The following is a 26,837-nucleotide window of genomic DNA, read 5'->3' as shown; positions in this document are numbered from 1 at the left end:
TTGTAATATTTTAACAAAAATTATGTCTGATTTGTATGAAGGATCAATAGAACTCATGGAAATCATTATGACAAGAATATCACTTGTGAAGTTGTTGCTATCTTTTTTATTAACTGTAATGAAGAAGAACAGCCAGCAGAAAAATTTCAGTTTACAACAGAGTCAGGTATACGTACGACGATACTGCTAAAATAACTATCATTAAAGAAGCCTAGTGTATCCACAAAAAATCATGCAGAGGGAAGAACCTTTATTTAAACTTGAAGTGATTTATCAAGCGGAATTCTTGGATTAAAGAATGATATTTCGGCTGAAAGAGGGCTTTTGTATACAGATTCCTTATACTATGTATTAAAACATCAAGTTTTTCCTGCGTTTATTGGGCTTTTAAATAACTGATGAGAGGAGGACTATATATGCTATTACTGTGGAGTATGTCTTTCGTTGTTGCTATTTTTGCCCTTGTTTTAGCCGTTGTGAAGTGTTCATGGATATTTATGCTTATTAGTACAATTACATGCATACCTGTTGCAGCTTATTTTTGGGGTGCAAATAATGCTTGGCAATCTATTGGTTTTATACCGTTGTTCTTATTGATGCTAACAATGGCTTTTTGGTTTTTAGAAAAGAAGGTAATAATATGGCGTGATTTGAAATAGAAACAATGGGGTGAGTGAAGTTGAAAAAAGTTGGGGTAGTGCTACTAATTCTTATAGTGGGTGTTATAACCTTAGGGTTTGTTAATAAATGGTATTACCCTGCGCTTCCACTAGATGCTCTAACATCAAAAGAAGCGCTTCAAAAACTAAAGACATCCAACCAAAAGATTGTAGAAATCGGAACTAATTCCAATGTAACTTGGTATATGACAAAGAATCCTGAAAAGGGTATGTTAGCAGCAGATGAAACGATCAAGCAATTCATTAGTCGTAATGGATGGGAATTCAACGAGAAGAATGGTAGCGGTCTTTTCTTTGAAAAAAATGGTGAGCGTTTAATTGTTAGTACAGAGATGTGGACATCGCGCTATGTGCTGATTAAAGTTCCTTCTAACGCAACATTTTAAAGGGCTGACCAAAAAGATCATACTTTTGGTCAGCCCTAGCTTCTATATATAACTATTCACAATAAATTATTACTACCCTGGCAATTACGGCAGTTTACTTGACATCAACATCAAAAATAAAAGATTCTTTTATTGTTTAAAGTTCATAAATATAATAGCCTTCTTTCGTTGGCATTGTTAGTTGATGATTGTCCATTTCAACAACATCACTTGAACCGTCCTCATGCTATTGAATCACAGTAATAGACAAAGGATTTTGGTCAATGTTAAACTTTAAACTTACCTCTTTTTCTACCTCTAACATTGGAAATTCATCCGCTAATTCGTTTATATCTGAAGAACCCAAGCTTTTTATGTCAATATTATCTTCGCTCCACTCGTGGCATCATGGCGTATTGTTCTCCGACCATAATCACTTTTCCCGCTAGATTACCAAGAAGCCATTCAAAAAAGCAATAAGCAAAGTGGGTAATACCAATTTTTTCATTCCTGCACCCTTTTTTAAAAAAATTGTATTTCTAGCCCTGCTTTATTGGCAGGGTTAAATATACCTGGTGTAGCATTCTGTATTTTTCCGATAGTGCCAATGATTTCTCCTTGATGCTCATAGATGTATACAAGGAGCTGATCGTTTTCAGGATCTTTTTCCTTTAATGTATAGCTTGTTATAGTTACTTCTTTCCCGATATACTCTTCTATAAAAGTGATAGTAGCTTCTTCGTAGTTTGCGATCGTTTCAGGTGCTAATGCTAGTGTTACTTGCTCAGTTGAATCAAATGATTGAATCGTCCAGCCTAAATTTTCTATATATGCAAGATGTTCTTTGTCGATATTTTGAGAAGCACAGGCAGCTAGGATCAACAGACAACTTGCAAGGAGTATGAAAGTTCTTATAACGACACCTCCTAATGATGAAGAATTATATGCTGCAATAAATAATGCAATAGTCGAAGAACCAACTGTTTATAGGTATGTTACTACAACAGATGAAGAAGGACATAAAATTGAGGTTCATTACCATAAATTCTGATTGAAAATGTTATCGAAAGTGAAGAAATAAACACTCAATCTACAATTTCAACACTGGGCATTACAGATGGATCATGGACATACTATAATACAACAAATGGAAGTTCTAAAATTACCATGTTATTAAAATAGACGAGCTTCGCACTTTTTTTGAAATTTCCCCATCTCTATTTCAAGCTTATGTCTTTTTGAGCTATTAAAGCACTAGCTATTTTAAACTTTCTATAAACGCTTCTGAGTTCTTAGCTATTCGCTCATAGTCAATACTATGAACATAGTGAGATGAATCTAACTCAATGACTTTCCCATTATCAATCATACGAATAAAGTCATTGTGAATTCCATTCCAAGTTTTGTTATCAAAACCAGTTCCCTCACCATTAGATGAAAATAAAAGTATTGGAATATCGGGCATTTCGACTTTTTTTACTTTTTGTGCATTTGCTTTTATATGATTTATTTCATTGACCATATCTTTAGTCAATGTTCTTCGATAAAAGATGATTTTATACAACTTTTTCTCTTTATCTGTTAAATTTCCATATTTTATTGCATAACTTTCTGATAGATTTGGAATCCACCTAGTTAAGCCAGTATTTGCAGCTAAAGCACCTAATTGAATAAGGAACATATTGATATTTAATTTTTCATATGTAACTGGAACAGCCATATCTAATCCAATAATAGCGGTTATTTCATCAGGGTAGTCTTGTGCCCATTTCAAGGCTTCAATACCGGACATGGAATGAGGAAATAAAATATAGGGTCCTTCCATTCCTGATTTTAAAAGAGCTTCCTTTGTTTCAGCTAGAATTGTATCAATATCTCGATCAGTATCTGTGACTTCGCTAAATCCATAGCCTGCCTTTTCAACAACAACAATTTTATATTTATCGCTTAACAGGGAATAAAGTGATTTAAAATCTAATGCAGGTGAACTCGTGCCACCACCAGACATAAAAACAAGCGTATCTTCTCCTTTTCCTTCTGTATAAACATGCATTTGATGACCATTAACTTCTACAAGTTGTCCAGTTGAAACAAATAGCTCTTCTTCCTTTGACAATTGTATTTTGTGATTAATAAAGCTCACAGAAAGACCCAACACAGAAAACGAAATAATAACTGTAACGATTATCAGCATAATACATTTAAATCCCCTTTACCTATATTTTTTATTTTATAGCAATTTATCCACTACCTTATTCATACATACTGACCCAATTGTTGAACACAAATTTACAACACGTGTCAATGATCCTGTTTAGTTAGTTTAATAATACCTCAATTGACTTCATTTGGATAACTATTGCCATCTACCATTTCAGACGAGTTATTGTGGAAGAACATTCATTTAATCAATTATAGAAAGGCACTGGGCACTCTTTATAAAGAGTTAATATAGAGCTAGGGATTTCGCCGAAGGGCAAGTAATTTTCGGTATTGCGGTTGTAGGTGAGAGGGGGTAAAATGTTATTCCGAAAAAGGCAAGAGACTTATTGAAAATCGAGATAGACGATTCACACATTCTCGGTATTTGTTTATAAAAATATGCTATCTATTCTTAAAAGAGAAAATAATTATATTTGGACACTGAATATTTCCAGTCGATTGCACTAGTCCAACCATTTTTACACGCTTAATTACATCAATGATTTGTGAATGAACAAATAAAAATGATCCTCTTACTGTTTCCGCTAGAAAGTAAGAGGATTGAAGGTGTTGACATCCTTGGGAAGTTTATATGATAATATATTCAACGTTGAATATAGGAGCGACAAAATGATTAAATTATTGGTGTTGGAGTTATTAAGTCAACGCCCCATGTCAGGCTATGAGATGAAGCAAATACTTGAAAATACTGATGCCAAACGATGGAGCGGCGTATTACCGGGTTCGATTTATAATGCGATAAAAAAATTAGAAAAGGAGGGATATATCATCATTTCAAGCATTGAAATGACAGGTAATCGGCAACGTTCTGAATACAAAATTACCCAAAAGGGACAAGATTATCAACTATCCCTTATAAAAGATGCCTTATCCTCACCTATTCAATACAATGGAGATCTATATTCGGGGATTGGTTTTGCGTATCAATTAGATAATCAGTCTGCAATTTCAATACTTAAGAACAATATGAGCACTTTAAACACAGAAAAAAGAGAAATTATTGCAGGAAAGAAACAAAAAGAAATTGCAACGAATGGCGAATTATCTGAACTATCCTCAATTGTGATCAATCACATGATAAAAACAATTGAGTTGCAAAGTCAGTTGATCGAAAGTGTTATTGGTGTAATTAATAAAGAAAATAATTCCGATTAGATCGGTTTTATTTTTAGGAACATATTCAACTTTGACTATATAAGGAGGAACTGTATGGTACAAACGTCTAACATAAATCCATTTTCTATCGACCACATTGTGGTGAATGTTGATCAGAAATATCAAGAAAATGTTCAATTTATTGAGGAAGTTAATCAGGTAGGGTTACCTTATACACCCTCAAAAGGTAAAGGAAATAAAGGGTTTAAAGCTTCGAACTTATGGATAGGAGATGAATATTTTGAATTTATCCATATTAAATCGAAAGATGGTGGTGGTTGGATCAAAGACTGGGTTGATAAGTATAATTCTGGTCACAGAGGTGTTATTGGACTATTTCTCAAAACTAATAATATTGAAGAAACTACTGATTTATTGAGTGACCGTGGCATATCTGGTCCTGAAAGAATTAGTTTTCCTTTTTTCTTTAATCTAATTAACGTTTCTGCTAAGTGGCAAAATGCATATCTTCCCTATTTTGACGAAGTACCATTTCAATTAGGGTTTCAGCAAGTCGATACGCCACAAATTGAAAAGAAAATGCGCAAGCGAATGGTACCAAATAGTGAAAATAAGGGTATCAATGGAATAAAGTCCGTCGAATTTTACGGACCGTTTACATGTCGAGACTTCGAATGGTTAAAAAAAGTGTTCTACTGCATTAGTAAAAATTCCAATCAACTTGATATTCCACTTAAGAATGGTCAATCAATCCATTTTTATAATAGCGATACGATTGAAACACGTGTGTTACTTGATTCTAAGGGTAAAATACTGCCGCCGTTACTGATAGAAAACCTAAGAATATTGAATTTTTAAGGATTGGTATAATGTTTAATTAAAGCGTAGTATTTCCATTACAGAAAATACCATAACTGCCTTTTGATCAAACCTGAACGAACCCCCGAATAGTGGGCACTTAAAAAAGTGGACCTATTCGGGATTTTTCTATTTTCGGAAAGTCAAAGTATATAAAGCGAAAAAGCAATGAATCTTAACATGGATGTTATGGTTTGTTGATAGACGATCTAGCAGCCATTCGTAATAATAAGTTTAAGGAGATGAAAAAGATGATATGTATGAATTTAAAGGAATTAAGAAAGCACCATCACTATACGCAAGAGGACGTAGCAGAAAAAATCAATGTATCGCGTCAGGCTGTGGCGAAATGGGAGAAGGGTGAATCAACGCCTGATATCGAAAGCTGCATAGCATTAGCCCGATTATATCAGGTCACATTAGATGACTTAGTCAATTATCAAAGTGATATGGGGCTAGGGATTCCACCGAAGGGCAAGCATTTATTCGGTGTTGCAGTTGTAGGGGAGAGAGGGCAAATCGTTATTCCGAAAAAGGCAAGAGATTTATTTAAAATAGAGGTAGGCGATTCACTGATTATTGTAGGGGATGAGGAGCGAGGGCTAGCCATTGTACCAGAGAGCTATACGCAAAAATTTTTCGATCAAGCACTGACGGTCAATAAGCATACAAGAGGGGATGCTGAATGACAATTGCCATTGATGTAGAGGGATTAGGTAAAATCTATAGCACGAAAACGGCTGTGCACCCATTGTCATTAGCTGTTCAGCAAGGGGAAATTTTTGCTCTCCTTGGTGTTAATGGCGCATCTATATATAGACAAATTTGCGAAGAAGGAAAACCAAGTCAGCGAATCACATGACTTGGTTTTTCATTGTCATGATTGGCTTCTTGTTTTGTTGAATAAATTCCAACATATGTCGATGTTGGTCTGCAAAATTAAATTGGATTGTCATTTCTTTGTTCTCATGAATATAAATTGTATCAATCAGCTCAACCAACAAACCTCGGTCAAGTGCTTGAATATTTTTATGCTTTAAAAATGTTTGGAGATAGGGATGGTTCACACCAATACCTTTTTGAACAGTCGCCAGTTCTGTTTCGAGGTTGGTAATCACCTGTGTCACTTCATTCACTTTCTGCTCAAATTTTGCTTTCATTCGCAAATAGTCAGCTTTGGTAATATCGCCAGTTTTCCAATCCATATACAGATTATCTGTGACGGCTGTTATTTTTTCTAACTCTTGTTGTTTCGCTTTGTAGAACTGTTCTAATTGTTTCGATTTTGTCCGCACAATAGGATGTTTGATAAGGGTGGTCATATCCATCTACAAGTGCGATTTGCGCTTGTATCGCCCGTAATACGGCTTCTGTGATGTCCTCTATACCCATACTATGTCGAGTACATTTCCCTCTATGTTTCACTGCATAAGTAGAACAAATATAGTAGGCATATTCTTTCCATCCAGACTTTGTTTGTCTGCGGTAGCATTTCCTTGTCATGCCCATTCCGCAATCTGGACAACGAAGGAAACCTGAAAAAAGGTGGACTTTCTTTTCAGATGGTGCAGTACGAGTATCTCGCTTTTGTAAATTTTGTGCTTGTTCAAAGAGAGATTTTTCAATAATTGGTTCATGCGTGTTTTCCACTACAAACCATTCTTCTTCTGGTGGTGTAATTTTCATGAATTTTATAACTAATTACTCGTTGTTGCCCTTGTACCGATGTACTTTTCATTGGTTAAGATACGATGAATTGTACCTAAAGCCCACATGCCATCATATACATACCAAATTTTTTGACGTGGTTGCTGAACTTTTGACTTTTTTCTAACTCGTACCATGTTCCTCCAATCCTCCATAATCACATCTTTATTATATCATGTGTAACCTATCATTTCAGTGATTATAGCTTGAAAAGTAGCGTTTTAATTGCATAGATAAGTCGTTTCCATCCTCTAAAAAACGAATATAAACTGTCACATTCCCACACAAGAATTGGTAAGGTTTTTGGATGTCTTGAAGATATTTTTCTAATCGCTCCAATGCAGGTAAGTCATGCTGAATTTGGATATGTCGTATGTCTATAAGGTCTTGTGTTGGTCGAGTTTCTTTCGCTTTGTGTTTTGCTTCTGCAAGCCCTTTTAACGCTCCCATGTTCTTTCCTCTTTACATGTACATTGTAAGCAATTGAAAATCAGATGGCTGTTGGTACAGCTCCACAGGTATTTCAACCTCTGCAAGTATTGCTTCCAGCCCTACTCATAGCCTGTGATGCTTTGAACGCTCGGACAGTGACTGTAGGGGAGTATCATTATCTTATGGATAGGTGATGGCTCACAAATCTACCACGATTGTGTTAGACAAAGTAGATTTCACTCATTCTCATGCGAGAGTCGTGGCGTACTTGTTTGGTAGCTGACTATTCATAAAACTTATCTGATTTTTTGATATACTGCACGATGTTCTCTTTCGTGCTTTCTTTGTCAAAGAACAAGATAGTATAAATATTTTAAATGAAAGAGAATAATGACCATTTCCAAGGGTGTCATTGATTTTCTCCTTCATAACCTTCAACAGATTTTTTTATAAAATGCCAAAATTATAGCGCAGAATTTTTGGAATTCGAAATAAAAAATCTAATTTATCATATTCTACTTGTATATTTTTATAATAAAAGAGACCATCATCAAAAGCCAATTTGATAGACAATTGAGATAGCTTTTTTATTACTTTATAATGTATATACCCCAAACATAAAGCTTGCTGAAGTAATTAATAATACAGACATTGATTAGAACTAAATAATGACACAAAGAAGCACCTATTTAAATAAATTGTTTAATTTTTCTATAAATCCCAAAATGTGTAATATCACTTTTTTACTTTCTAAAAGGCTTGTGTATTCTATTTCCAAATTCCGCATAATGATTGTTTGCTTGTGAAGCATGTTGATTTTGAAATGTTTGGTTGCTGTTACCAGTTATAAACATAGGTACAATACATAGTGGACAACTACCATCATCTTCAATCATAGAACCACATAGTGAACAATACTTGTCTTCAAGCTCAACTGTTGCATTAACTTTATCCTCCGAAAGATGTAATTTCAGTGAAGAATTCAAATCGTTAGAATTAGTTATTATTAATGATTTTTCTTTCAAAAAATCATTAAATACAGTTGCAAATAAAGAAGTCTTTATTGGAACAGTGACTACAACATTATTCATTTTGTTATTTGTAAAAGTATTTAATGTATTAAGATTATTAATGTTCATATAAATCCTCCGAATAAATTTTTTCATGGTACAACTAAGAACGATTGACATTAGATTCATTATAACTTCCCCATAGCTTTATGTAACTCGTCACTACAATCCACCTCACATTCCGTACCATTGAAGAGAATTTGATATATTTCATGTGAAACTACAATATTTTTTTCAAAATATCAATACAATAACTCTTATTTTTTTAAAACTTTTAATAACAAACATACGGAAAGATTGAAATACACACTTGTTTTGTCAGGGGGAAGGAAATGTACAATTGACACACTATAATTATAGTGTGCCAATTGTAAAAGTGTAGTGCAAGTAGCTATACTATACGTAATGAGAATCTATTAAGGACATAGACAGATGGTTTTACCTGTAAATTTACCACATGGCTTACAATATACATAGTATAAAGGTCCTCCACATTTGCTATGAATGCCAATATATTTTGTTTGTTTTAGAGTACCAACATGGTTACACACAACAAAAGGTGTAATTTGTTCACTTTTAATTACACTATCATGTGCAAAAGTATCATGTTCGTGTTCATATTCATGTTCATGTTCATCAATAATTGAAGTTTCTGTAAAAAAATTAGAAGGCAAATCTTCCTTTAATTCTTGGTCTAACTCAGATGCTGATGCTTTCTCCATCATCCCAAATACAATAAATACGGCAAATAATGCTGACAAGATTGCTGTTACTTTTTTCATAATTATGTCTCCTTTTGTATTTTTAAGGCAATTTTATAATACCTTAATACATATAATACATTATTATCCAAAAAAATAAATAGTAAATTAGTTTTTATTTACCGACAAAATACGACTGAAACCGTGATTTTTCAACAATATATTTTAATAAATCTTTATTAATTAGAGGTATGTATTCTAATAAAGTTTTTTTATAGTCATAGTTGTCTAGCATATAAAGTTGATTTTTTTGTAGTGTGAGATCAGAATAGGCTGTTTCTTGTGATTACTATTTACGCCTTTGGTAATAGATATCGACAACTTCATTCTTCAATATTCACTTACAGAAACTATTAAACGTACAACACACTTGCCACTTGGTACGTATACGTTCCATGCATTCACCTCCCTTCACTATTGCAAAGGTGTCAGTGGTTTCCCTTCATAACCTTCAACAATTATTTTTCTTAAATGTAAATAATAAGGTTATTTTTTAAGGTAAATGAGGAAAAAACATTTAACCTATCTATGAAATTATTCGATTAAGGGCAGAAAGAGGCAAGTTACTAAAGAAATATCTTACAGAACATTTAAACGAGTACCAAATCAGAAGTCCAGAAGATTTTGCAAGTATTGCGATAAAATACATTGATAATGAGGATAGGAAAATATTATTAGCTGCTTGTCTATCCACTCAAAACAAGCTATTATTTTTAAATTGTTGTCATATTGGAACATTGGATATGAACCTAACATCACCAAGAGAAGTCTTTAAAATAGTGATTATGCAAAATGCGGCATCTATCCTCGTGGCACATAACCATGTGAGTGCTAATTGTACGTCAAGCCCAGAAGATATTAGGGTAACAAAACGTTTACAACAAGCAGGTGAAATACTGAGTGTGGAATTAATCGACCATTTAATCGTAACAAGCAACAAATTTACCTCGCTAAAAGAAAGAGGTTATTTCTAGTATGCAAATAAGGAATCATTTACAATTGAACTAATAAAAATAAATGAAAAGGAGATAGAGCCATGAATAATTTACCATTAGGTTATAAAAGGGATAAGGATGGCAATATCGTGATTGATGAACAAAACGTCAAACATATACAAAAAATTTTTGATACTGCTGAAAAAGTAAATAATATAGAATTAGCCGCTTATCATGGTGCTAGATATCTAAATAAATATGTGCCAAAAACGCAAGATAAATAATGAATATCTGTATTTCATTGAAGAAAAATTGTAAACACCTAACAAGTACAATGATAGTGCTTGTTAGGTGTTTTAGTGAATCACATTACAACATAAATGATGTAACCAAATGTATTTATTTCACAATCATCCAATTTGCATCTTTTTCTAAGGTTAATTCATATTGTGAAAGCTGGGTTGCTTTTGTGATTTCATCTAAATATTTGACTGTTACCCACACAGGTACTTGCTGTCCAGATTGTTGACAAAACGGATTGAGAAGTGTGTGCCAAGACCTTAAATAGAGTATTAAGTTTTAAAGGGCGATGTTATACTGCCACTTTAAGTAGAAGAAGATAGTTAAATTTCTGATTCTTCAAAGACAAAGAGGATAAGTACTATGCAAAGAAATTAGTTCTAATTTGTTCGATTCTGGAAGCCATACCTCCCATATTTGTAAGTATGCTTATCGGGATTTGTTGCTGATATGAAAATTTTGCCTTAGCTTTAACAGCGTTGTTGTTTCCAACTTGTGTCTTATCCGTTACTTTATTTTGTTTCAATGTAGAATTTGTTATAGCATCAATAAGAGTGTTAGTTGAGGACGAGATAGAACCTTCACTTGTTAAACCAATACTATTTATTAGTTGCTTCTGTACAGTGGATAAATTACTGTCCTTATCTAATTTAGTTTCAAATAGATTTAGAAAACCATTCTCAGTGTACAAGTCTAATATATTTGATACCTTAGGTTCTTTTAATAACAACTGTTTTTGTATATCAGATAAGTTTTTTATATTTGAACTATTAAAAAGAGTATCTGTTAATACATTTTTGAAAGCAGTTTTTTGTTCTTCTGATAAATTTAATTTTTTGTTTTCAGACAATTCTTGAAGGAGTTTTTGTGTGAAAAGTATATTTTCTGTAGAAAGAGAATTTACATTCAATGTTATCATACTTCCTTTCTTGAGATATTCATATCTTCTTCTATGAATATTATCGTCAATTATTAAAGATATTTACTGCATAATTTTCAAAAATTGAGAAAAATGAAAGAAGTTTTTAAAACAGCGATTATGTAAAATGGGGCATCCATCATCGTGGCACATAACCATGTGAGTGCTAATTGTACGTCAAGCCCAGAAGATATTAGGGTAACAAAACGTTTACAACAAGCAGGTGAAATACTGGGTGTGGAATTAATCGACATTTAATCGTAACAAGTAATCAATTTACCTCACTAAGAGAAAAAGGCTATTTTTAATAGACAAATAAACAATCTGTTGACTTGATTGAAAATGCCTAACAAGTGGAAATATGGCACTTGTTCATTTTGCAAAGCATCGTATGCAAGTTGCTTTTCCTTTCATTTTCGATATCATGTATATTTATTCATAGATATTCAAAGATGTCAACTAAATGAGGTATAGTTGACATCTGCTTTATACCTCCAAAATCCTTGCGCCATCTAGCGTGAGCAGTTGTCAGGAACTGTTTTTTGTTGTATTTGTACCCCCCTGTTAGATACGAGGGGCTGACACTGGGGCAGGGCAAGCCCTGCCCAGCAGAAAACAGCACATTGTGGTCTGTTCGCTTCGCTGACCACAATGTGCTGTTCTTGCTGATTTACCTATTTATACCATCACATCACTTGAACATGTGACGATAATAGTTCAGGTTTTTTAATAAAATAATTATCTTTCCATTTGCATAATCCGATATAAAAAAGCAACAAACTGCGCTCTTGTAACAGGTTCATTTAGGCGGAAATTGCCATTATCGCCTAATGCAATACCTTCACGCTCTAACACCGCAATATAGCCTGCACTCCAATGTTGGCTATCTACATCTTTAAATGAACTTGTGCCTTGTGGTGTTAGCCCTAGTACGCCCACAAGGACTTTCGCTAATTGTGCTCTTGTCATATTTTCGGTTGGATGAAACGCACCATTTGAGCCATCTACAATGCCTGCTTGTTGTAATATGGCAATTGCCTCATAATAAGGATGGTTCTTTGGTACATCTGAGAAATCCTCAGCGGTTCTTACGGTTTCGAGTGAAAAGGCTCTCGTCAATAACACTGCCACATGCATACGGCTAATCGGTGCGTTTGGACGGAAAGACCCGTCCTCATAGCCTTGGATAATGCCGAGTGCTGTTAATTCCTCAATCATTTCTTTTGCCCAATGTCTTTCTACATCACGAAATGTCACGATGGGCTTGGAGGGTTGTGGTTCTTCTGGCTGCTGCGGCTCTTCCACAGGTAATGCCGTCCATTTCGCATAAAGCGTACTTTCTCGCACAACCGTTTCCTCTGTCAACGGCTTTGTGAGTGCTTCATCTTGATACCAACCGTCAAAGCGATAGCCTGCTCTTGTTGGGCTAGGTACATGACTTATTTTTGTGTTATAGGTGATTTCAATTGGTTTTAAAATTGTTCCTCCATTTGTCTGCAAGGTGATGGTCACTTTTCTCGGTGGCGAGTAGTCATTATCAGTCGACACAGGTGGCGGTGATGGCTGACTGCCTCCACCTGTTGCGGGTGGGTTCGCTGTCCACTTCGCATACAACGTGATAGCTTCTGTCACAACATCTGTCGTAAAATGCCATGCCTGTGTCAATGCGGCATCCTTATACCACCCAACAAATGTATGCCCTTGTTTGCTTGGGGGCGTGGGTTCACTTGCCTGTGTATTGTATGGTACTTGTTGCGCTGTGATGGTACTCCCACCATTTGATTCAAAGGTTACAGGGTAGGTGTTCGCTGCCCACTGGGCATAGAATGTCTGATTGTGTGCGCGCATTGTGAAAGAGGCATTTTCAGCATAGTCCTGTCCTTGACCATCTGCTTGTGTATTCCAGCCTGTAAATGTAAAACCTGTTCTTGCTAAGTTGCCACGATTTTGTACGGTTACAGTACCGCCTTGTTTATAAGTCATGTTATCCACGGGTGTATCACCTATTGCGCCATTTCTTTCGTACATCACATGGTACGCAAACTCTGACTCATATGCCCCTAAATCTATGAAACTACCTTGCCTACGTGGATTGCCTAAAAGGTCAGTCGATTGTGTATTGAGCGCATCGTTTCCTTTATTAATCGCTGGCGACCCTGCTCGTAATTGGTAATTTCGCTGACTTGGGTCAATAAAGATAGCTTCTGGTGTATACGTGTCTGGTTGTATATCTGCTATTGACTGATGGAACTTAGCTAGAACTTTCCCACCTTCCTTTACATCCAATAAGCTATTTTCAATCGTACCACTATAGTAAGTAAGTACTGAGTTGCCATCATTACCTACGATAATACTATTTTGAATTTTACTGTTTGCACTGCCACCATATATAGCGTTTGTGCCTTTATTGCCACTCATTGTGACATTTGTTAGGATGGGGCTACTACTAACACTATTGTACATGCCCCCTCCATGAGATGATGCGGTATTGCTATCAAACGTCACATTCGTGAGAGAGGGGCTACTATCATAATTGTACATGCTGCCACCAAAACGTGCAGTATTACTATCAAACGTCACATTCGTGAGAGGGGGTCTACTACTATCATTGTACATGCCACCACCATAATGTGCAGTATTACTATCAAACGTCACATTTGTTAGAGCGGGGCTACTATTTTTATTGAACATGCCTCCTCCTTCAGAACTTGCAGTATTGCTATCAAACGTCACATTTGTTAGAGTGGGGCTACTACTAACATTATTGTACATGCCGCCTCCAGAAAATGCAGTATTGCTATCAAACGTCACATTTGTTAGAGTGGGGCTACTCTTAGCATTGAACATGCCACCACCTACACTAGAATTAGCATTTCCTCCTGTAATGGTCACACCATCTAAAATCGCTGTAGCATTTAAATTCAAGCCATCTGGATGACAAAAGACATGATAAGCATTTCCTGTATTATCCGTTGGGGTATTATCAATATCCCCACTTAAAATCGTTTTATGATTCTTCCAATCTCGTTCTGTAACAGTGGTTTCTGTGCCATTAAATCCTCCGTAAATCGCGACATTATTTTGCATTTGGAAGGTAGCATAGCGAGCACCTGTTGCGCCAACTTCTTTCGTTGGTGTATACGTCCCTTGCGCTAGCCAAATTTCTACAGCTGTTAATTTAGTGGATGCTTCTTCAAGTGCTGATTGTAAATCGCCAAAGGCATTTGTCCAGCTTGTGCCATTGCCACTTGTGCCTTGTTTCACATAAATCACCGCACTATCCGCTGTCGTTGTCTGTTGTGTGATGGCTGCACTATCTGCGGAAGTCGTTGGCATTTGTGTGACGATAGAGCTTATTGCATTATTCTCATCTATCGCCATTGCTGGTAGACTCCCAAATAGCGTTTGCATGAACAAGACAACTATCGCTAGCAGAACGGGGGTTGGCTTTGTTTTTCGCTGCATGTGTGTGGCTCCTTTCGATTGATTTTGTTGTCACGTGGATAAAGTATACAGAGCGAAGGTTAAAATTAGGTTAAACAATAAAAATTAATCTAAAAAAGGGTGATTATCTTAGCTCAATACATACAAGACTGTTCTCAAAATAAAATAATAGGGTAGTTATTAAAAAGGAAAAACGGAAAGTTCGTTATCTCTGTGTCAGGCAAAACGAAATAGTCAGTCACCCATTCTATTATTTGTGCTTCAAATTCATGATTTCTCAGAACAATCTACGCCTATTCATTTTGTTTGGGCAAAGAAAATAAATAGACCACTTAAAAACGCCATCTGTCGGTAAAATACCGTTCAAATGACGTTTTAGGTGTGATTATAGATGTGTTTAATTGTCTTTAGATTTTTATAAAGCCTTGTGTATCAAGGGTTTCAAAGGGTTGTCTATATGCACATGCGGCTAATGGTGCTGGTAAAACAACAACGATTCGTATGATGACAGGGCTAATGCATCCAACAGAGGGCACGGTCATTATCGATGGGCTGTCACTACAGGAGCAGTATGAGGAAGCGATTAGCAAAGTAGGCGTGGTTGTTGAAAATCCAGAAATGTATAAATTTATGTCAGGCTATAAAAATTTACTGCATTTTGCGCGTATGCATAAAAATATAACGAAAGAACGTATTCAAGAGGTTGTTAGGCAGGTGGGGCTAGAAAATCGTATCTATGAAAAGGTATCCACCTATTCACTTGGTATGCGTCAACGACTTGGATTGGCACAGGCATTGCTACATCGGCCAAAATTTTTAATTTTAGATGAACCGACAAATGGCTTAGATCCTGCGGGTATTCGTGAATTCCGTACATACCTTCGTAAGATTGCCACAGAGGATGGTGTTTCCGTCTTTGTTTCTAGTCACTTATTGTCTGAAATTGAGTTAATGTGTGATCGAGTAGCGGTTATTCAAAATGGGAAGCTGATTGATATTCGTGAAATTCGTAATGAAAGTGCGTCATTTTACTATGTGGAGGCACAGCCCAAAGAGCAGGTGGCGGCTTATTTGGCGCAGCATAACTATAACTTTATGGCAGAGCAGCAGGGCTATGTAGTGGAAATGAGTAAAGAGGATGTGCCCGCTTTTATTGGTCAATTCGTCCAAGCAAATCTACAATTATTTGCGATACAGCCATATCAAAAAACATTAGAGGATCAATTCTTAGAAATGACTGGAGGCGGACAAATTGCTGAAGCTAATTCAAAATGAGTGGATGAAGTTATGGCATAAAAAAGGTACATGGGCAATGGTGGCTATGCTGATTTGTGTGATTGTCGTTCCAGGTGCCATTATGAAATATTACGATGGAAAGTCGGCAGATGAAGGCTCTTGGCAGGAAGTAGAGCAGCAAACCATTCAAGCGAATAAAGAGATGCTGGCTAGCGGGGAATTAACGGAGGAAGATAGCGTCTACTTTGAAGAGCAAACGGCTATTTCAGAATATCGTTTAGCCAATGATGTGCCAAGTCAAAGGGAGACAAGTCTTGTAAGCTTTATGTCCTTCGCAAGTAATCTGTTAACACTTGTCACACTTTTTACAGTTATTGTTGCTGCTAGTATTGTGTCGAGTGAATTTTCAACTGGTACGATCAAAATGTTACTAACGCGCCCAATATCTCGGATGAAAGTGTTAACATCAAAATTGCTAACGACCTTCTTGTTTGGTCTATTTTTAGTAACTGTAAATATTGTTGTTAGTGCGTTTGTTGGCTTACTATTATTTGGCATAGGCACAGGCGTAGAATTAGAAATTGTCGATGGTCAAATTGTTGAAAAGGCAGTATGGGAAGACTTAGCCTACTATTATGTATTGTCTGGCGGAGATTTTGTCATGTCGACATTATTTGCCTTTTTAGTTGGCTCTGTGTTCCGCTCAAGCTCATTAGCCATTGGGTTAACTATGTTTTTATCTTTTACAGGCGGCATGATTGTGATGTTCCTGAGCAGATATGATATTGTAAAATATATTTGGCTTACACATTCAGATTTAACACAGTATCTGCAAGGAGATTTTATGGTTGAAGGAATCACGATGCCATTTTCATTAACGATTCTCACAATTTACGCAATACTTTTCCTTGTGATTAGCTATACAACCTTCATAAAACGGGATGTCACGGCGTAAGCAGAAGAAAGTCAATACGGGGCTAGGATAAAAGGATCTCAGCCAATAAAAAATCAAACTATCATGTGTAAATTTAAAAATGATTTGGCTTTCATAATGGACAAATGAATTATAGCTAAGTCTCAATGGGGATGATGATATTTTGTTGTGTAGTTGCACAGAGTACATTTAAGGCGATGACCACAGGAGCAAAGGTTAATTGTTGTGAAAGTATAACGTCAGATATACAAAATTTTTAGTAAACACTTATATAGGAGAGAGGGTTGTCTGGAAGGGTGCTACCATTTCGGACAGCCTTTTAGTTTATGATTGTGTAGAAAAAAGATTCAAGAGATAGCTAAGTGAAAAAGTATATGATTTAGACAATATATGGTATAATATTAAGAATATTTTAAATAAAATTAACTTAAATTGAAAGATGTGCTTATCGAGAATGGTTAGCTTACTTCAGCAGCTGACAGGATGAATGCAAGTTGTTACTTGGGTTAAGCGGGTGTCCAAGCGCCTGCTAAATCAAGATAAAAGCCCTAGTGATTGTGACAGTTTTCCCCTGGGGAACTCGAAAAAATCCGGACGCTATGGTATTAGGGCGTAATTGATTTGAGGCGTGTCACATCGCATAAGCCAGTTGAAGGAATATAGCAAATCAACATAATCATAGCTACAAATTCAAAGATGCAGTTAATAATTGTAGTGTTTGAAAAATTATAAATAGCTCCTCTTTTATTGTTGAAAGAGCTATCAATTCAATAGGTGCATATTACATATATTAGTGAATGAGCAACTTATTATAATGGTAAATAATGAGTGGGAGTTGATAATTTAATAAGATAGAAATAGACTACTTGTTATAAGGGGTCCCATAAAATTTAGCATTATAGAATCATTATTATTGAAGGATTTTAAAGTAAGGAGGGTTTATAGTGAATGTAGGAAAAAAATTGAATGTAACTTTTATTACATTTATTTTGTTATTAGCAATTGCTATAGGTAGTAATTTTATTAATTTAGATAGAATTGAGAACCAAACGGATGAGGCAATTGAAAGGCGTATAGAACAACTGCTCAGTATCAAAGGGATTCGTCAAGAAGTGACTGAGCAAGGACTGTATGTTCGTTCGCTTATTTTAAGTCCATCAACTGAGAATAAAGAAAAGCTTCTTACAACAGCTAAGGAGCTAACGGAGTCAATTGCTAGGTTAGGAGAATCTTCAAAATCTATAAAAATGAAGGAATTACATGAGAAATTAAATACCTCTAATGAACAATTTAGTGTCGAAATGCCTAAAGTCATAGCAGCTGTTGAAGAAGGTGATACTGTACAGGCTACAACGATATTGAATACAGCTATCCAGCAGATTAATTTAGATACATTTACGATTACAGAAGAGATGGAACAGTACCAGTTAGCACAGGTCAATGAAATTAAGACCTCTTTATCCTCTTTACAGACATCTGCTCGTACAGTTTCTGGTATTATTTTAGCGATAAGTATAGCCATTGCTGTAGGGCTAATGTTCTATGTGCGTCGTGCGATTACAAATCCATTACAACGTCTTATGGGGAGTGCAGCAGTAATTGGTGATGGGGATTTATCACAAGAAGATGTAATGATTACATCTAAGGATGAATTAGGCAAGCTGGCAGCTATTTTTAATAATATGAAAAATAATTTACGTGGTTTAATTGTACATATCCAATCAAATGCGGAGCAATTGAGTGCATCTGCTGAGGAGCTTTCTGCAAGTGCCGAGGAAATGACAGCGACAACCGAGGATGTGACAAGGCAGGCAACAGAAACGGCAGAAAGCTCACAACTAGCGTCCGGTGCAGCAAATGAAAGTGCGGTTGCAATGGAGGAAACTGCACACGGCATTCAGCGTATTGCCGAGGCTTCCCAGCAGCTTCACACCTCTTCCCTTTATGCGAGTGAGACAGCAACAAATGGTACAGAAATTATTGCGGATGCCAAAAAGCAAATGGATACGATTAATGAGTCAACCTCTACCGTCAATGAGCTGGTGCAAAAGCTGGCAAAGCAAACGGAGGAAATCGGTCATATTACGAAGGTGATTACGGATATAACTGAGCAAACCAACTTGTTAGCGTTAAATGCAGCGATTGAAGCAGCCCGTGCAGGGGAGCATGGGAAAGGCTTTGCCGTTGTGGCAGATGAGGTGCGTAAGCTGGCAGAGGAATCCAAGGCATCTGCAAATAGTATTACAATGCTTACAACAGAAATTCAGCAGGATACGGAAAATGTCGAACGTGCTATGACCAATTCACTGGCGTCTGTACAGGATGGGGTAGTGGTGATCACCAAGGCTGGCGAGTCCTTTGCAACAATTGTGGGAGCAGTTGGTGAAATGACCCATCAAATTCAAGAGGTATCGGCAACGGCTGAGGAGCTTTCAGCCAGTGCGGAGCAAGTGTCAGCCTCTGTCACAGAGATTGCCACAGGCGCGAAAAATATCACAAGCAATATTGATACGGTGGCAGCCGCAATGGAGGAGCAGTCTGCAACGATGAATGAAGTGACAAATGTGGCGACAGCTCTAAGTGAAAACGCCCAAGAATTACAGGAAGAGGTAAGGAAGTTTAAAGTATAAAAGAAAATGAAGCTATCTCACATCACGAGGTAGCTTCATTTTATAAGGGTATAACCTGATATTGATAGCACTTTCAAGCAGAAATTTAGGGGTAAAACGATGAAATATTGTCACTTTTATAAAAAAAGTATTTATTTTTTTTTGAATTGCGCCTATAATAAAAGCAACTTAGTGAAAACGCTTTTTTTTAAACAGAGTGGTATAGACAACTATACCAAAAATAAAGGGGGATAAAATATGTTTTCTTTCTTACAGAAAATTGGTAAATCACTAATGTTTCCAATCGCTACATTACCAGCAGCGGCTTTACTATTACGGTTAGGCTCTGACGATATGCTTGGGGCAATACCAAATGAAGTCATACAGTACATTGCTAGTATTATGGCCGCATCTGGAGATGCTATTCTAGGGAACTTACCAATTATTTTTGCTATTGGTATTGCTATGGGTTTTGCACATGATAGTGGTGGTGGTGCAGCATTAGCAGGGGCCATTGCTCACCTTGTTTTAATAGCTGTTTTAAAGGCAGTTAATGAAACATTAAACATGGGGGTATTTGGTGGTATTATTGCGGGTATTACCGCGGGCTTATTGTATAACAAATTTTATAATGTGAAATTTCCAGAATGGTTATCATTCTTTGGTGGACGACGCTTTGTACCGATTATAACATCGATTACCATGGCGATTTTGGGGAGTATTTTAGCGATTGTTTGGGGTCCAATTCAAGGTGGCATCGATGCTGTCGGCAACTGGATGATTGGCGCAGGTTCACTTGGCGTTGGGATGTATGGCTTCTTCAACCGTCTGTTAATTCCAGTTGGTTTACATCATGTAATCAATACCGTTATTTGGTTTGATTTTGGTGAATTTACAAATGCTGCGGGTGATATTGTCAAAGGTGATATTCATCGCTTCTTAGCTGGCGACCCATCAGCAGGTCATTTCCAAGCAGGTTTTTTCCCAATTATGATGTTTGGTTTACCAGCAGCCTGTCTTGCGATGTATTTTGCAGCCAAAAAGGAAAAGCGTCCAATCGTTGGAGGAATGTTTGTTTCGATTGCGTTAACAGCTTTTTTAACAGGGGTAACAGAGCCAATTGAGTTTTCATTTATGTTCTTATCGCCAGTTCTTTATGGTATTCATGCAGTATTAACAGGAATTTCACTTGCACTTGCTTATATTGTTGGATTCCGCGATGGTTTTGGCTTCTCAGCAGGCTTAATTGACTATTTATTAAACTTTGGTCTAGCCGATAAACCATTATTATTAATTCCATTAGGGTTAGGCTTTGGTGCAATTTACTTTGTGGTGTTCTATTTCTTAATTAAAAAATTAGACTTAAAAACACCTGGGCGTGAAGACGATGATGAGGAAGACATAGAAGTAGATACTGCTATATCTGATGATGTTGATGTACGTGCCTATTATACAATTGAAGCATTAGGTGGACAGGACAATATTAAGCAAATTGATTACTGTACGACGCGTTTGCGAATGACTGTACAGGATGCTAATAAGGTCGATGACAAAACATTAAAGCAAACTGGTGCGCGTGGGGTGATGCGTATTAGTAAAACAAATGTTCAAGTAATTATTGGTACATCTGTTGAATTTTTAGCAGAGGCAATGAAGGAACGTCTAAGAAAGGGCAATCCAGCGCCTGCTTACGCACAGTTGCCACAGGAACAACCTGGAGTAACAGAAACAGTAGATAATGGAACAGCAGCCATCCGTGATTTTGAAATGCCGATAACAGGTGATTTAGTACCATTAGCGGAAGTACCAGATGAAGCATTTTCAGCAGGCTTCATGGGTCCAGGCTTTGGCATTCGTCCAGCAGATGGTACCGTATATGCACCATTTGATGGGCAGGTTGTGATGATTTTCCCAACAAAGCATGCAATTGGTTTAAAGTCAGACACAGGCTTAGAGCTATTAATTCATGTTGGTTTAGATACTGTTAAACTCAATGGTGAGGGCTTTGACATGTTTGTCTTAGATGGTCAAACAATTAAACGTGGTGATGCACTATTAAAAGTGGATATTGCACGTATTCAAGATCAAGTACCTTCAATGATAACACCAGTTATTTTTACAGGCTTAATGGGGCAAGAAATAAAGCTGGAAAAATCAGGCTACCAACGAGCAGGCTCTACGAATATTATTTCAGTGAAAAAGTAATGATAAAGTGAGGCTGTTTGCTAAGGAATACAGAGGCAATATATGATTGCGGATGGATACCTTGCAGCAGCCTTTGTTCAAGAAGAGGAGATGTTTTTCTTGAGTTTATTAATTCGAAACATTACAGTTGTCAATGCAGTTGGTCGAGAAGAGCAAATGGATGTCTGGATGAAGCATGGCAAAATTGCACAAATTGCCCCATATATTGAGGTTCACGCTACTGAGGAGCTAGACGGTTCAGAAAAATTTTTATTGCCAGGCTTTATTGATATGCATATTCATGGATCTGCGCAAATGGATGCAATGGATGCTTCCGATGAAGGACTTCATGTGATGGCTAAATCATTATTAAAAGAGGGCACAACAAGCTTTTTAGCCACAACGATGACACAAAGCTATGAGAAGATTGAGCGTGCCATTGCCAATATTGCACAGTTTCAATCACAGCCAGATGAGGCGGAGCTGCTTGGCATTCATGTGGAAGGGCCTTTTGTCTCCAAAAAGCGTGCAGGTGCACAGCCTCTCGATTATATTGTACAGCCAGATATTGAGATGTTTACGAAATGGCAAGCACTAAGTGGCCATAAAATTAAGCAAATTACACTAGCACCTGAAGAACCAAATGGCTTTAAAGCGGTGCAAAGCATTGCAGCAAGCGATGTTATTGTGTCGATTGGTCATGCAGATGCCACATTTGAGCAGATGAAGGAAGCCGTTCGACTAGGTGCAACACAGGGAACCCATTTATACAATCAAATGCGTCCATTTCATCATCGAGACCCCGGTGTAGTTGGAGGCGTTTTGCTATTGGATGCTATAAAGGCTGAGTTGATTGTCGACTTTATTCATGCCCATCCAGGAGCAGTGGAGATGGCTTATCGTTTAAAGGGAGCAGATGGCCTTATTTTAATTACCGATGCAATGCGTGCGAAGGGAATGCCATATGGTGACTATGATTTAGGGGGGCAAATGGTGCATGTGACAGAAGCAGGAGCTCATTTATCTAATGGCGCACTAGCTGGAAGTATTTTGAAAATGGATCAGGCTGTACGCAATATGCAACAAGTGACTCATTGTACATTGGAGGAGCTTGTGAAAATGTCCAGCTTTAATGCAGCTCAGCAATTAAAATTAAGGACAAAAGGACAGCTTGTACAGGACTATGATGCGGATGCAGTAATTATGGATCAGCAGCTTCTATTGCAGCATACTATTAAGGCTGGACAGATTATGTATAGCTTAAAATGAAAAGGTGACTGATAATGACTACTTATTTCCAGCAAGTAACTCACTATATCACGATGATTGCCCAACAGGAAAGCGAGCAAATTACCGATATAGCCCAACAAATTATGAAGCGTCTAGCACATGGAGGTATTATTCAACTATTTGGCTCAGGGCATTCCATGTTATTGGCACAGGAAGGTTATTACCGAGCAGGTGGCTTAGTGCCTGTGAAACCAATATACATTGAGGCATTAATGCTACATCAAGGGGCACGGCAGTCCTCGCAAAATGAAAAGACACCAGCTTTTTTAGCTGCCTATAAGAAGGAGCTACAGTTTGATGCACAAGATGTGTGTATCATTATTTCCACATCAGCCAGCAATCCTGTGCCAATTGATATGGCGGTATATGCAAAAGAAGCAGGTGCTTTGACCGTATCACTACAATCATTGGCATACCAACATCAGCCATCATGCCATCCATCAGGTAAGCGTTTAGAGCATATCGTTGATGCAGTTTTAAATACACATGTGCCAATAGGGGATGGTGTTTTAACGATCGATCAATTGCAATATGCACCTGTTTCTACTGTACTGGGAGCGACAATATTACAGGCATTATTTGCCGAAATTATTAAGCTTATGCATAAACAAGGTGCAAGTTTACCAGTGTTTGGCAGCAGTAATGTGGGCAAGACCGATAATGATGCATTGATTGAGCAATATGGACGCCGCATTCATTTTTAGAGGGGGAGATAGCGTGAGAATCGAAAGGTTTTCCTCAAAAGAGGAGTTATATACGCGTGCAGTAGCTATTATAATGGAAGCAAAAAATAATGGTGCAATCACATTTGGGCTAGCTACTGGTGGAACAATGGAACCACTATATGCTAAAATCTGTAAAACAGATATTGATTTTTCACATTGTATGAGCTTTAATTTGGATGAGTATGTTGGGCTTGAGGCAACTCATAAGCAAAGCTACGCCTATTATATGAACAAGCATTTATTGAACCAAAAGCCATTTCTAGCATCGTATTTACCAGATGGATTAGCTGTAGATCCTCTAGTGGAAACAGCTCGCTATGAAGGTTTATTGCAACAATATCCATTAGACTTCCAATTACTTGGTATCGGTCAAAATGGTCATATCGGGTTCAATGAGCCTGGTACGTCATTTGCTTCTTTAACACATCTTGTAACACTCGAAGAATCTACTCGTCAAGCTAACGCGCGTTTCTTTTCATCCATTGACGAAGTGCCAACACAGGCATACACGATGGGTATTCAATCGATTATGCGGGCAAAATGCATTTTGTTACTCGCAGTGGGAGAAGCTAAGTGTGAGGTGTTAGAGCGTTTACTGGCATCTGATTATACAGAAGACGTACCTGCAACTGCTTTATCGAAACATCCAAATGTAATGGTTTTAACAGACTTACAAGAAGAGGAGAATAAATTATGAAAACACAACAATTTACAGTAGTCGATCCTTTAGGTATTCATGCACGACCAGCGAGCCAGCTTGTGGCAAAAGCAACACCGTTTACTTCGGAAATTGAGGTGCGTACAGCAGAAAAAGCGGCTAACTTAAAATCTATTTTAGGTGTTATGGGGCTAGCACTTAAGCCAGGCTCACAATTTACCCTTTATGTAGAAGGTAGTGATGAAGAGCAAGCATTTGCAGCATTAACAGCACTAATTACAGAAATGGGGCTAGCACAATGACACAGCTTACTGGTATTGCCGCTTCTGACGGCATTGCCATTGCGAAAGCATATCGTTTTGTCCAACCAGATTTAACATTCTCTAAAACAACTGTTCATGATATCGGGGCGGAACAGCAACGTTTAGTAGCCGCTCTTGCCAAAGCAGCGCAAGAACTGGTTGTTATTCGACAGCAAACATTAGAAAAATTTAGTGCGGAAGAAGCCGCGATTTTTGAGGCTCATTTATTAGTGGTCAATGATCCCGAATTAATTGGACCCATCAATCAAAAAATTGCAGACGAAGCGGTGAATGCGGAGTATGCATTGTATGAAGTGTCCTCTATGTTTGTGGCTTTATTTGAAGGTATGGATGACGAATACATGAGTGCCCGTGCATCAGATATTAAAGATGTGACAAATCGCATATTAGCACATTTACTCGGTGTACATATTCCAAATCCAAGCACTATTAACGAACAGGTAATTATCATAGCGAATGATTTGACACCTTCAGAGACAGCCCAATTGGATCGCAACTATGTCCTCGGTTTTATTACCGATATTGGTGGACGTACATCCCATTCAGCTATCATGGCTCGTAGCTTAGAAATCCCAGCAGTCGTAGGGGCAGGGGTTGCTACGACAACAATTCAGGATGGCGATACTATAATTGTTGACGGTTTGACGGGTCAAGTCCTAGTGAATCCAAGTGCCGATGTGATTGCAGACTATCAGGAAAAGGCACAAAATTATCGTGCACAGCAGGCGGAATGGTCTACTTTAGTGAATGAGCAAACCGTTTCTAAGGACGGTGTGCATGTTGAGTTAGCGGCTAATATTGGATCGCCAAGTGATTTGGATGGTGTATTGCGTCATGGAGCAGAGGGAATTGGCTTATATCGAACAGAGTTTTTATATATGGGCAGAGAAAATTTACCCTCTGAGGAAGAACAATTTACAGCGTATAAAACAGTCTTGGAAGGAATGAAGGGCAAGCCAGTTGTTATTCGAACACTCGATATTGGTGGCGACAAGCACCTGCCATATTTACCTTTGCAAGAAGAAATGAATCCATTCCTTGGTCACCGTGCCATTCGTCTATGTCTTGACCAGCAGGAGTTATTCCGCACACAATTGCGAGCACTACTGCGAGCATCTGTCTATGGAAACTTAAAAATTATGTTCCCTATGATAGCGACCATTCAAGAATTCCGTGCGGCTAAAGCCATTTTGCTTGAGGAAAAGGAAAAGCTGATAGCTGGAGGTATTGCAGTAGGCTCTTCCATAGAGGTCGGGATGATGGTGGAAATTCCCTCGACAGCCGTAATGGCAGATATTTTTGCCAAAGAAGTGGATTTCTTCTCCATCGGCACAAATGATTTAATTCAATATACAATGGCGGCAGATCGGATGAATGAAAAAGTTTTCTATTTGAATCAATTTCATAAATCGATTTTTTCAAGAGCTTAGACTGCTCCTGTGTCTGATTTTTGTTTTTTAAAATTTAAGCTGCGTTGTTTTGTAGCTGTAAACGTACATTCATCCGATCGACTGCTAATTTGCAGGCATTATAAATAAACGTCACAAGGTTGAAGTGCAGTTTAGCTTTTCTACCGGTTTTGTGACGGACGTTGTTTAACTGAAAAAATTGCTTTAAATAAGCATTTACTCGTTCGACAGCTGTGCGTTCCTTGTAAAGTTTCTTCCATAGCTCGGAGCCACGTGCTGGAAACGTGTATTTGCGGATATCGGTTTCACACTTGATTTTAAACACCTTTTGACAGAGCGAGTCATCACGTAATGGACAGGTTGCGCAATCTTTTGGACGTGTGAACTTAAGCGTTTGATACTTTTCATCAAAGCTGTCGTAACAGTAGCTATGTTCACGCACACAGGTTGGACGGAAATGTTCATCAAAACCGATCATTTCGCCCTCACGTCTTTTCACATATGGAATCACAGCTTTCATCTCTTGTATTGAAATCTGGCGGTAAATTGCTTCATAGTCATAACCTGCATCGAAAATAGCCGTTGTGAAATGGTTAGGCATGATATGGTTCATCTTTTTTAGTAACGGAATCGCCGCTTTACTATCACTCAGATTGCCG

The 26,837-nt window shown here is 37.4% G+C and carries 29 protein-coding genes and 1 pseudogene; 18 read left to right on the top strand and 12 right to left on the bottom strand.

The features are described 5' to 3' along the window. Positions 1-416 precede the first annotated feature (416 nt). Together ADM90_RS15740 and ADM90_RS15735 are read left to right on the top strand one after the other, a co-directional pair. Positions 417-659, top strand: a complete 243-nt coding sequence (locus tag ADM90_RS15740) for a hypothetical protein (RefSeq protein WP_053995896.1) — start codon at positions 417-419, stop codon at positions 657-659. A 20-nt stretch (positions 660-679) separates the two neighbouring features. After that, the gene (locus ADM90_RS15735; protein ID WP_053995895.1) at positions 680-1,066 is read left to right on the top strand and encodes a hypothetical protein; all 387 of its coding nucleotides are present in this window, start codon (positions 680-682) and stop codon (positions 1,064-1,066) included. Positions 1,067-1,567: 501 nt separating this feature from the next. Here the strand turns inward: ADM90_RS15735 and ADM90_RS15730 are convergent. Both ADM90_RS15730 and ADM90_RS15725 read right to left on the bottom strand, forming a co-directional pair. Further along, positions 1,568-1,927, bottom strand: a complete 360-nt coding sequence (locus tag ADM90_RS15730; RefSeq protein WP_053995894.1) for a DUF4830 domain-containing protein — start codon at positions 1,925-1,927, stop codon at positions 1,568-1,570. 376 nt (positions 1,928-2,303) lie between these two features. After that, entirely contained in the window at positions 2,304-3,239 is a 936-nt protein-coding gene (locus ADM90_RS15725; RefSeq protein WP_053995893.1) for an alpha/beta hydrolase, read from the bottom strand. 638 nt (positions 3,240-3,877) lie between these two features. Between ADM90_RS15725 and ADM90_RS15720 the strand changes: the two genes are divergently transcribed. The 4 genes from ADM90_RS15720 to ADM90_RS24570 all read left to right on the top strand — a co-directional run bounded on the left by ADM90_RS15720 (position 3,878) and on the right by ADM90_RS24570 (position 6,104). Beyond that, positions 3,878-4,423, top strand: coding sequence for a PadR family transcriptional regulator (locus ADM90_RS15720; RefSeq protein WP_053995892.1), 546 nt, complete (start codon positions 3,878-3,880; stop codon positions 4,421-4,423). A 54-nt stretch (positions 4,424-4,477) separates the two neighbouring features. Continuing rightward, a complete protein-coding gene (locus ADM90_RS15715; protein WP_053995891.1) occupies positions 4,478-5,242 on the top strand; it encodes a VOC family protein in 765 nt (254 codons plus the stop codon). 251 nt (positions 5,243-5,493) lie between these two features. Beyond that, positions 5,494-5,931, top strand: a complete 438-nt coding sequence (locus tag ADM90_RS15710; RefSeq protein WP_053995890.1) for a helix-turn-helix domain-containing protein — start codon at positions 5,494-5,496, stop codon at positions 5,929-5,931. Next, positions 5,928-6,104 carry a hypothetical protein gene (locus tag ADM90_RS24570; protein ID WP_161804085.1) on the top strand — a complete coding sequence of 59 codons (177 nt, stop codon included), beginning with the start codon at positions 5,928-5,930 and terminating at the stop codon, positions 6,102-6,104. The genes ADM90_RS15710 and ADM90_RS24570 overlap by 4 nt, the downstream gene beginning before the upstream one ends. Here ADM90_RS24570 and ADM90_RS15705 read toward each other — a convergent pair. From ADM90_RS15705 to ADM90_RS15685, 6 genes are all read right to left on the bottom strand, one after another. Beyond that, on the bottom strand, positions 6,097-6,447 hold the full coding sequence (locus tag ADM90_RS15705; protein ID WP_053995889.1) for a hypothetical protein: 351 nt from the start codon (positions 6,445-6,447) through the stop codon (positions 6,097-6,099). The genes ADM90_RS24570 and ADM90_RS15705 overlap by 8 nt on opposite strands. A 7-nt stretch (positions 6,448-6,454) precedes the next feature. Then, a complete protein-coding gene (locus ADM90_RS15700; protein WP_053995888.1) occupies positions 6,455-6,928 on the bottom strand; it encodes a recombinase zinc beta ribbon domain-containing protein in 474 nt (157 codons plus the stop codon). 11 nt (positions 6,929-6,939) lie between these two features. Further along, entirely contained in the window at positions 6,940-7,086 is a 147-nt protein-coding gene (locus tag ADM90_RS24565; RefSeq protein WP_161804084.1) for a recombinase family protein, read from the bottom strand. A 55-nt stretch (positions 7,087-7,141) separates the two neighbouring features. Continuing rightward, positions 7,142-7,399, bottom strand: a complete 258-nt coding sequence (locus ADM90_RS15695) for a DUF6870 family protein (RefSeq protein ID WP_053995887.1) — start codon at positions 7,397-7,399, stop codon at positions 7,142-7,144. A 725-nt stretch (positions 7,400-8,124) separates the two neighbouring features. Next, complete coding sequence (locus ADM90_RS15690; protein WP_053995886.1) at positions 8,125-8,520, bottom strand: hypothetical protein; 396 nt, start codon at positions 8,518-8,520, stop codon at positions 8,125-8,127. 347 nt (positions 8,521-8,867) lie between these two features. Next, positions 8,868-9,233: a hypothetical protein gene (locus tag ADM90_RS15685; protein ID WP_053995885.1), complete on the bottom strand. Its 366-nt coding sequence runs from the start codon at positions 9,231-9,233 to the stop codon at positions 8,868-8,870. 503 nt (positions 9,234-9,736) lie between these two features. Here ADM90_RS15685 and ADM90_RS15680 point away from each other — a divergent pair. Continuing rightward, the gene (locus ADM90_RS15680) at positions 9,737-10,186 is read left to right on the top strand and encodes a JAB domain-containing protein (protein WP_083448580.1); all 450 of its coding nucleotides are present in this window, start codon (positions 9,737-9,739) and stop codon (positions 10,184-10,186) included. 62 nt (positions 10,187-10,248) lie between these two features. Continuing rightward, positions 10,249-10,431 (top strand): hypothetical protein, encoded by a 183-nt coding sequence (locus ADM90_RS15675; RefSeq protein ID WP_053995883.1) that lies wholly within the window; start codon positions 10,249-10,251, stop codon positions 10,429-10,431. A gap of 115 nt (positions 10,432-10,546) precedes the next feature. On the opposite strand, the gene ADM90_RS24325 is transcribed toward ADM90_RS15675, so the two are convergent. Together ADM90_RS24325 and ADM90_RS15670 are read right to left on the bottom strand one after the other, a co-directional pair. Beyond that, a complete protein-coding gene (locus tag ADM90_RS24325) occupies positions 10,547-10,720 on the bottom strand; it encodes a conjugal transfer protein (RefSeq protein ID WP_152928055.1) in 174 nt (57 codons plus the stop codon). A gap of 88 nt (positions 10,721-10,808) precedes the next feature. Continuing rightward, on the bottom strand, positions 10,809-11,357 hold the full coding sequence (locus ADM90_RS15670) for a hypothetical protein (protein WP_053995882.1): 549 nt from the start codon (positions 11,355-11,357) through the stop codon (positions 10,809-10,811). A gap of 153 nt (positions 11,358-11,510) precedes the next feature. Between ADM90_RS15670 and ADM90_RS25165 the strand changes: the two genes are divergently transcribed. After that, positions 11,511-11,624 carry a JAB domain-containing protein gene (locus ADM90_RS25165; protein WP_235473612.1) on the top strand — a complete coding sequence of 38 codons (114 nt, stop codon included), beginning with the start codon at positions 11,511-11,513 and terminating at the stop codon, positions 11,622-11,624. Between the two features lie 480 nt (positions 11,625-12,104). Here ADM90_RS25165 and ADM90_RS23915 read toward each other — a convergent pair whose 3' ends face one another. Further along, positions 12,105-14,831: an InlB B-repeat-containing protein gene (locus tag ADM90_RS23915; RefSeq protein WP_083448579.1), complete on the bottom strand. Its 2,727-nt coding sequence runs from the start codon at positions 14,829-14,831 to the stop codon at positions 12,105-12,107. Between the two features lie 450 nt (positions 14,832-15,281). Between ADM90_RS23915 and ADM90_RS15660 the strand changes: the two are divergent. The 9 genes and pseudogenes from ADM90_RS15660 to ptsP all read left to right on the top strand — a co-directional run. Beyond that, a pseudogene (locus ADM90_RS15660) lies at positions 15,282-16,085 on the top strand (ABC transporter ATP-binding protein); the annotation flags it as partial. Beyond that, a complete protein-coding gene (locus ADM90_RS15655) occupies positions 16,063-17,001 on the top strand; it encodes an ABC transporter permease (protein ID WP_053995880.1) in 939 nt (312 codons plus the stop codon). The pseudogene ADM90_RS15660 and the gene ADM90_RS15655, both read left to right, overlap by 23 nt. A 923-nt stretch (positions 17,002-17,924) precedes the next feature. Continuing rightward, positions 17,925-19,610, top strand: coding sequence for a methyl-accepting chemotaxis protein (locus ADM90_RS15650; RefSeq protein ID WP_053995879.1), 1,686 nt, complete (start codon positions 17,925-17,927; stop codon positions 19,608-19,610). A gap of 237 nt (positions 19,611-19,847) precedes the next feature. After that, entirely contained in the window at positions 19,848-21,794 is a 1,947-nt protein-coding gene (gene nagE / locus ADM90_RS15645) for an N-acetylglucosamine-specific PTS transporter subunit IIBC (protein ID WP_053995878.1), read from the top strand. A gap of 42 nt (positions 21,795-21,836) precedes the next feature. Next, entirely contained in the window at positions 21,837-23,042 is a 1,206-nt protein-coding gene (gene nagA, locus ADM90_RS15640; protein ID WP_235473608.1) for an N-acetylglucosamine-6-phosphate deacetylase, read from the top strand. A 14-nt stretch (positions 23,043-23,056) separates the two neighbouring features. Beyond that, positions 23,057-23,767 carry a sugar isomerase domain-containing protein gene (locus ADM90_RS15635; RefSeq protein WP_053995877.1) on the top strand — a complete coding sequence of 237 codons (711 nt, stop codon included), beginning with the start codon at positions 23,057-23,059 and terminating at the stop codon, positions 23,765-23,767. A gap of 13 nt (positions 23,768-23,780) precedes the next feature. Next, positions 23,781-24,485 carry a glucosamine-6-phosphate deaminase gene (locus tag ADM90_RS15630; protein WP_053995876.1) on the top strand — a complete coding sequence of 235 codons (705 nt, stop codon included), beginning with the start codon at positions 23,781-23,783 and terminating at the stop codon, positions 24,483-24,485. Continuing rightward, positions 24,482-24,748: an HPr family phosphocarrier protein gene (locus tag ADM90_RS15625; RefSeq protein WP_053995875.1), complete on the top strand. Its 267-nt coding sequence runs from the start codon at positions 24,482-24,484 to the stop codon at positions 24,746-24,748. The genes ADM90_RS15630 and ADM90_RS15625 overlap by 4 nt, the downstream gene beginning before the upstream one ends. After that, positions 24,745-26,199: a phosphoenolpyruvate--protein phosphotransferase gene (gene ptsP / locus ADM90_RS15620; RefSeq protein ID WP_235473606.1), complete on the top strand. Its 1,455-nt coding sequence runs from the start codon at positions 24,745-24,747 to the stop codon at positions 26,197-26,199. Before ADM90_RS15625 ends, ptsP begins: the two co-directional genes overlap by 4 nt. Before the next feature lie 34 nt (positions 26,200-26,233). On the opposite strand, the gene ADM90_RS15615 is transcribed toward ptsP, so the two are convergent. Further along, positions 26,234-26,837: transposase (locus ADM90_RS15615; protein WP_152927999.1), on the bottom strand; the 604-nt coding region annotated here is incomplete at its 5' end.

Origin of the sequence: Lysinibacillus macroides (genome assembly GCF_001281525.1) — a bacterium.
Lineage (GTDB): Bacteria > Bacillota > Bacilli > Bacillales_A > Planococcaceae > Lysinibacillus > Lysinibacillus macroides.
The sequence above is the reverse complement of the archived record's forward strand: the minus strand, read 5'-3'. Positions and strand labels throughout refer to the sequence as shown.

Bases quoted from the DNA above. Each gene is read 5' to 3' on its own strand.
- ADM90_RS15740 (WP_053995896.1), top strand. From the start codon at position 417: ATGCTATTACTGTGGAGTATGTCTTTCGTTGTTGCTATTTTTGCCCTT.
- ADM90_RS15725 (WP_053995893.1), bottom strand. From the start codon at position 3,239: ATGCTGATAATCGTTACAGTTATTATTTCGTTTTCTGTGTTGGGTCTT.
- ADM90_RS15720 (WP_053995892.1), top strand. From the start codon at position 3,878: ATGATTAAATTATTGGTGTTGGAGTTATTAAGTCAACGCCCCATGTCA.
- ADM90_RS15715 (WP_053995891.1), top strand. From the start codon at position 4,478: ATGGTACAAACGTCTAACATAAATCCATTTTCTATCGACCACATTGTG.
- ADM90_RS15710 (WP_053995890.1), top strand. From the start codon at position 5,494: ATGATATGTATGAATTTAAAGGAATTAAGAAAGCACCATCACTATACG.
- ADM90_RS24570 (WP_161804085.1), top strand. From the start codon at position 5,928: ATGACAATTGCCATTGATGTAGAGGGATTAGGTAAAATCTATAGCACG.
- ADM90_RS15705 (WP_053995889.1), bottom strand. From the start codon at position 6,447: ATGGATTGGAAAACTGGCGATATTACCAAAGCTGACTATTTGCGAATG.
- ADM90_RS15700 (WP_053995888.1), bottom strand. From the start codon at position 6,928: ATGAAAATTACACCACCAGAAGAAGAATGGTTTGTAGTGGAAAACACG.
- ADM90_RS24565 (WP_161804084.1), bottom strand. From the start codon at position 7,086: ATGGTACGAGTTAGAAAAAAGTCAAAAGTTCAGCAACCACGTCAAAAA.
- ADM90_RS15695 (WP_053995887.1), bottom strand. From the start codon at position 7,399: ATGGGAGCGTTAAAAGGGCTTGCAGAAGCAAAACACAAAGCGAAAGAA.
- ADM90_RS15690 (WP_053995886.1), bottom strand. From the start codon at position 8,520: ATGAACATTAATAATCTTAATACATTAAATACTTTTACAAATAACAAA.
- ADM90_RS15685 (WP_053995885.1), bottom strand. From the start codon at position 9,233: ATGAAAAAAGTAACAGCAATCTTGTCAGCATTATTTGCCGTATTTATT.
- ADM90_RS15675 (WP_053995883.1), top strand. From the start codon at position 10,249: ATGAATAATTTACCATTAGGTTATAAAAGGGATAAGGATGGCAATATC.
- ADM90_RS23915 (WP_083448579.1), bottom strand. From the start codon at position 14,831: ATGCAGCGAAAAACAAAGCCAACCCCCGTTCTGCTAGCGATAGTTGTC.
- nagE (WP_053995878.1), top strand. From the start codon at position 19,848: ATGTTTTCTTTCTTACAGAAAATTGGTAAATCACTAATGTTTCCAATC.
- nagA (WP_235473608.1), top strand. From the start codon at position 21,837: ATGATTGCGGATGGATACCTTGCAGCAGCCTTTGTTCAAGAAGAGGAG.
- ADM90_RS15635 (WP_053995877.1), top strand. From the start codon at position 23,057: ATGACTACTTATTTCCAGCAAGTAACTCACTATATCACGATGATTGCC.
- ADM90_RS15625 (WP_053995875.1), top strand. From the start codon at position 24,482: ATGAAAACACAACAATTTACAGTAGTCGATCCTTTAGGTATTCATGCA.
- ptsP (WP_235473606.1), top strand. From the start codon at position 24,745: ATGACACAGCTTACTGGTATTGCCGCTTCTGACGGCATTGCCATTGCG.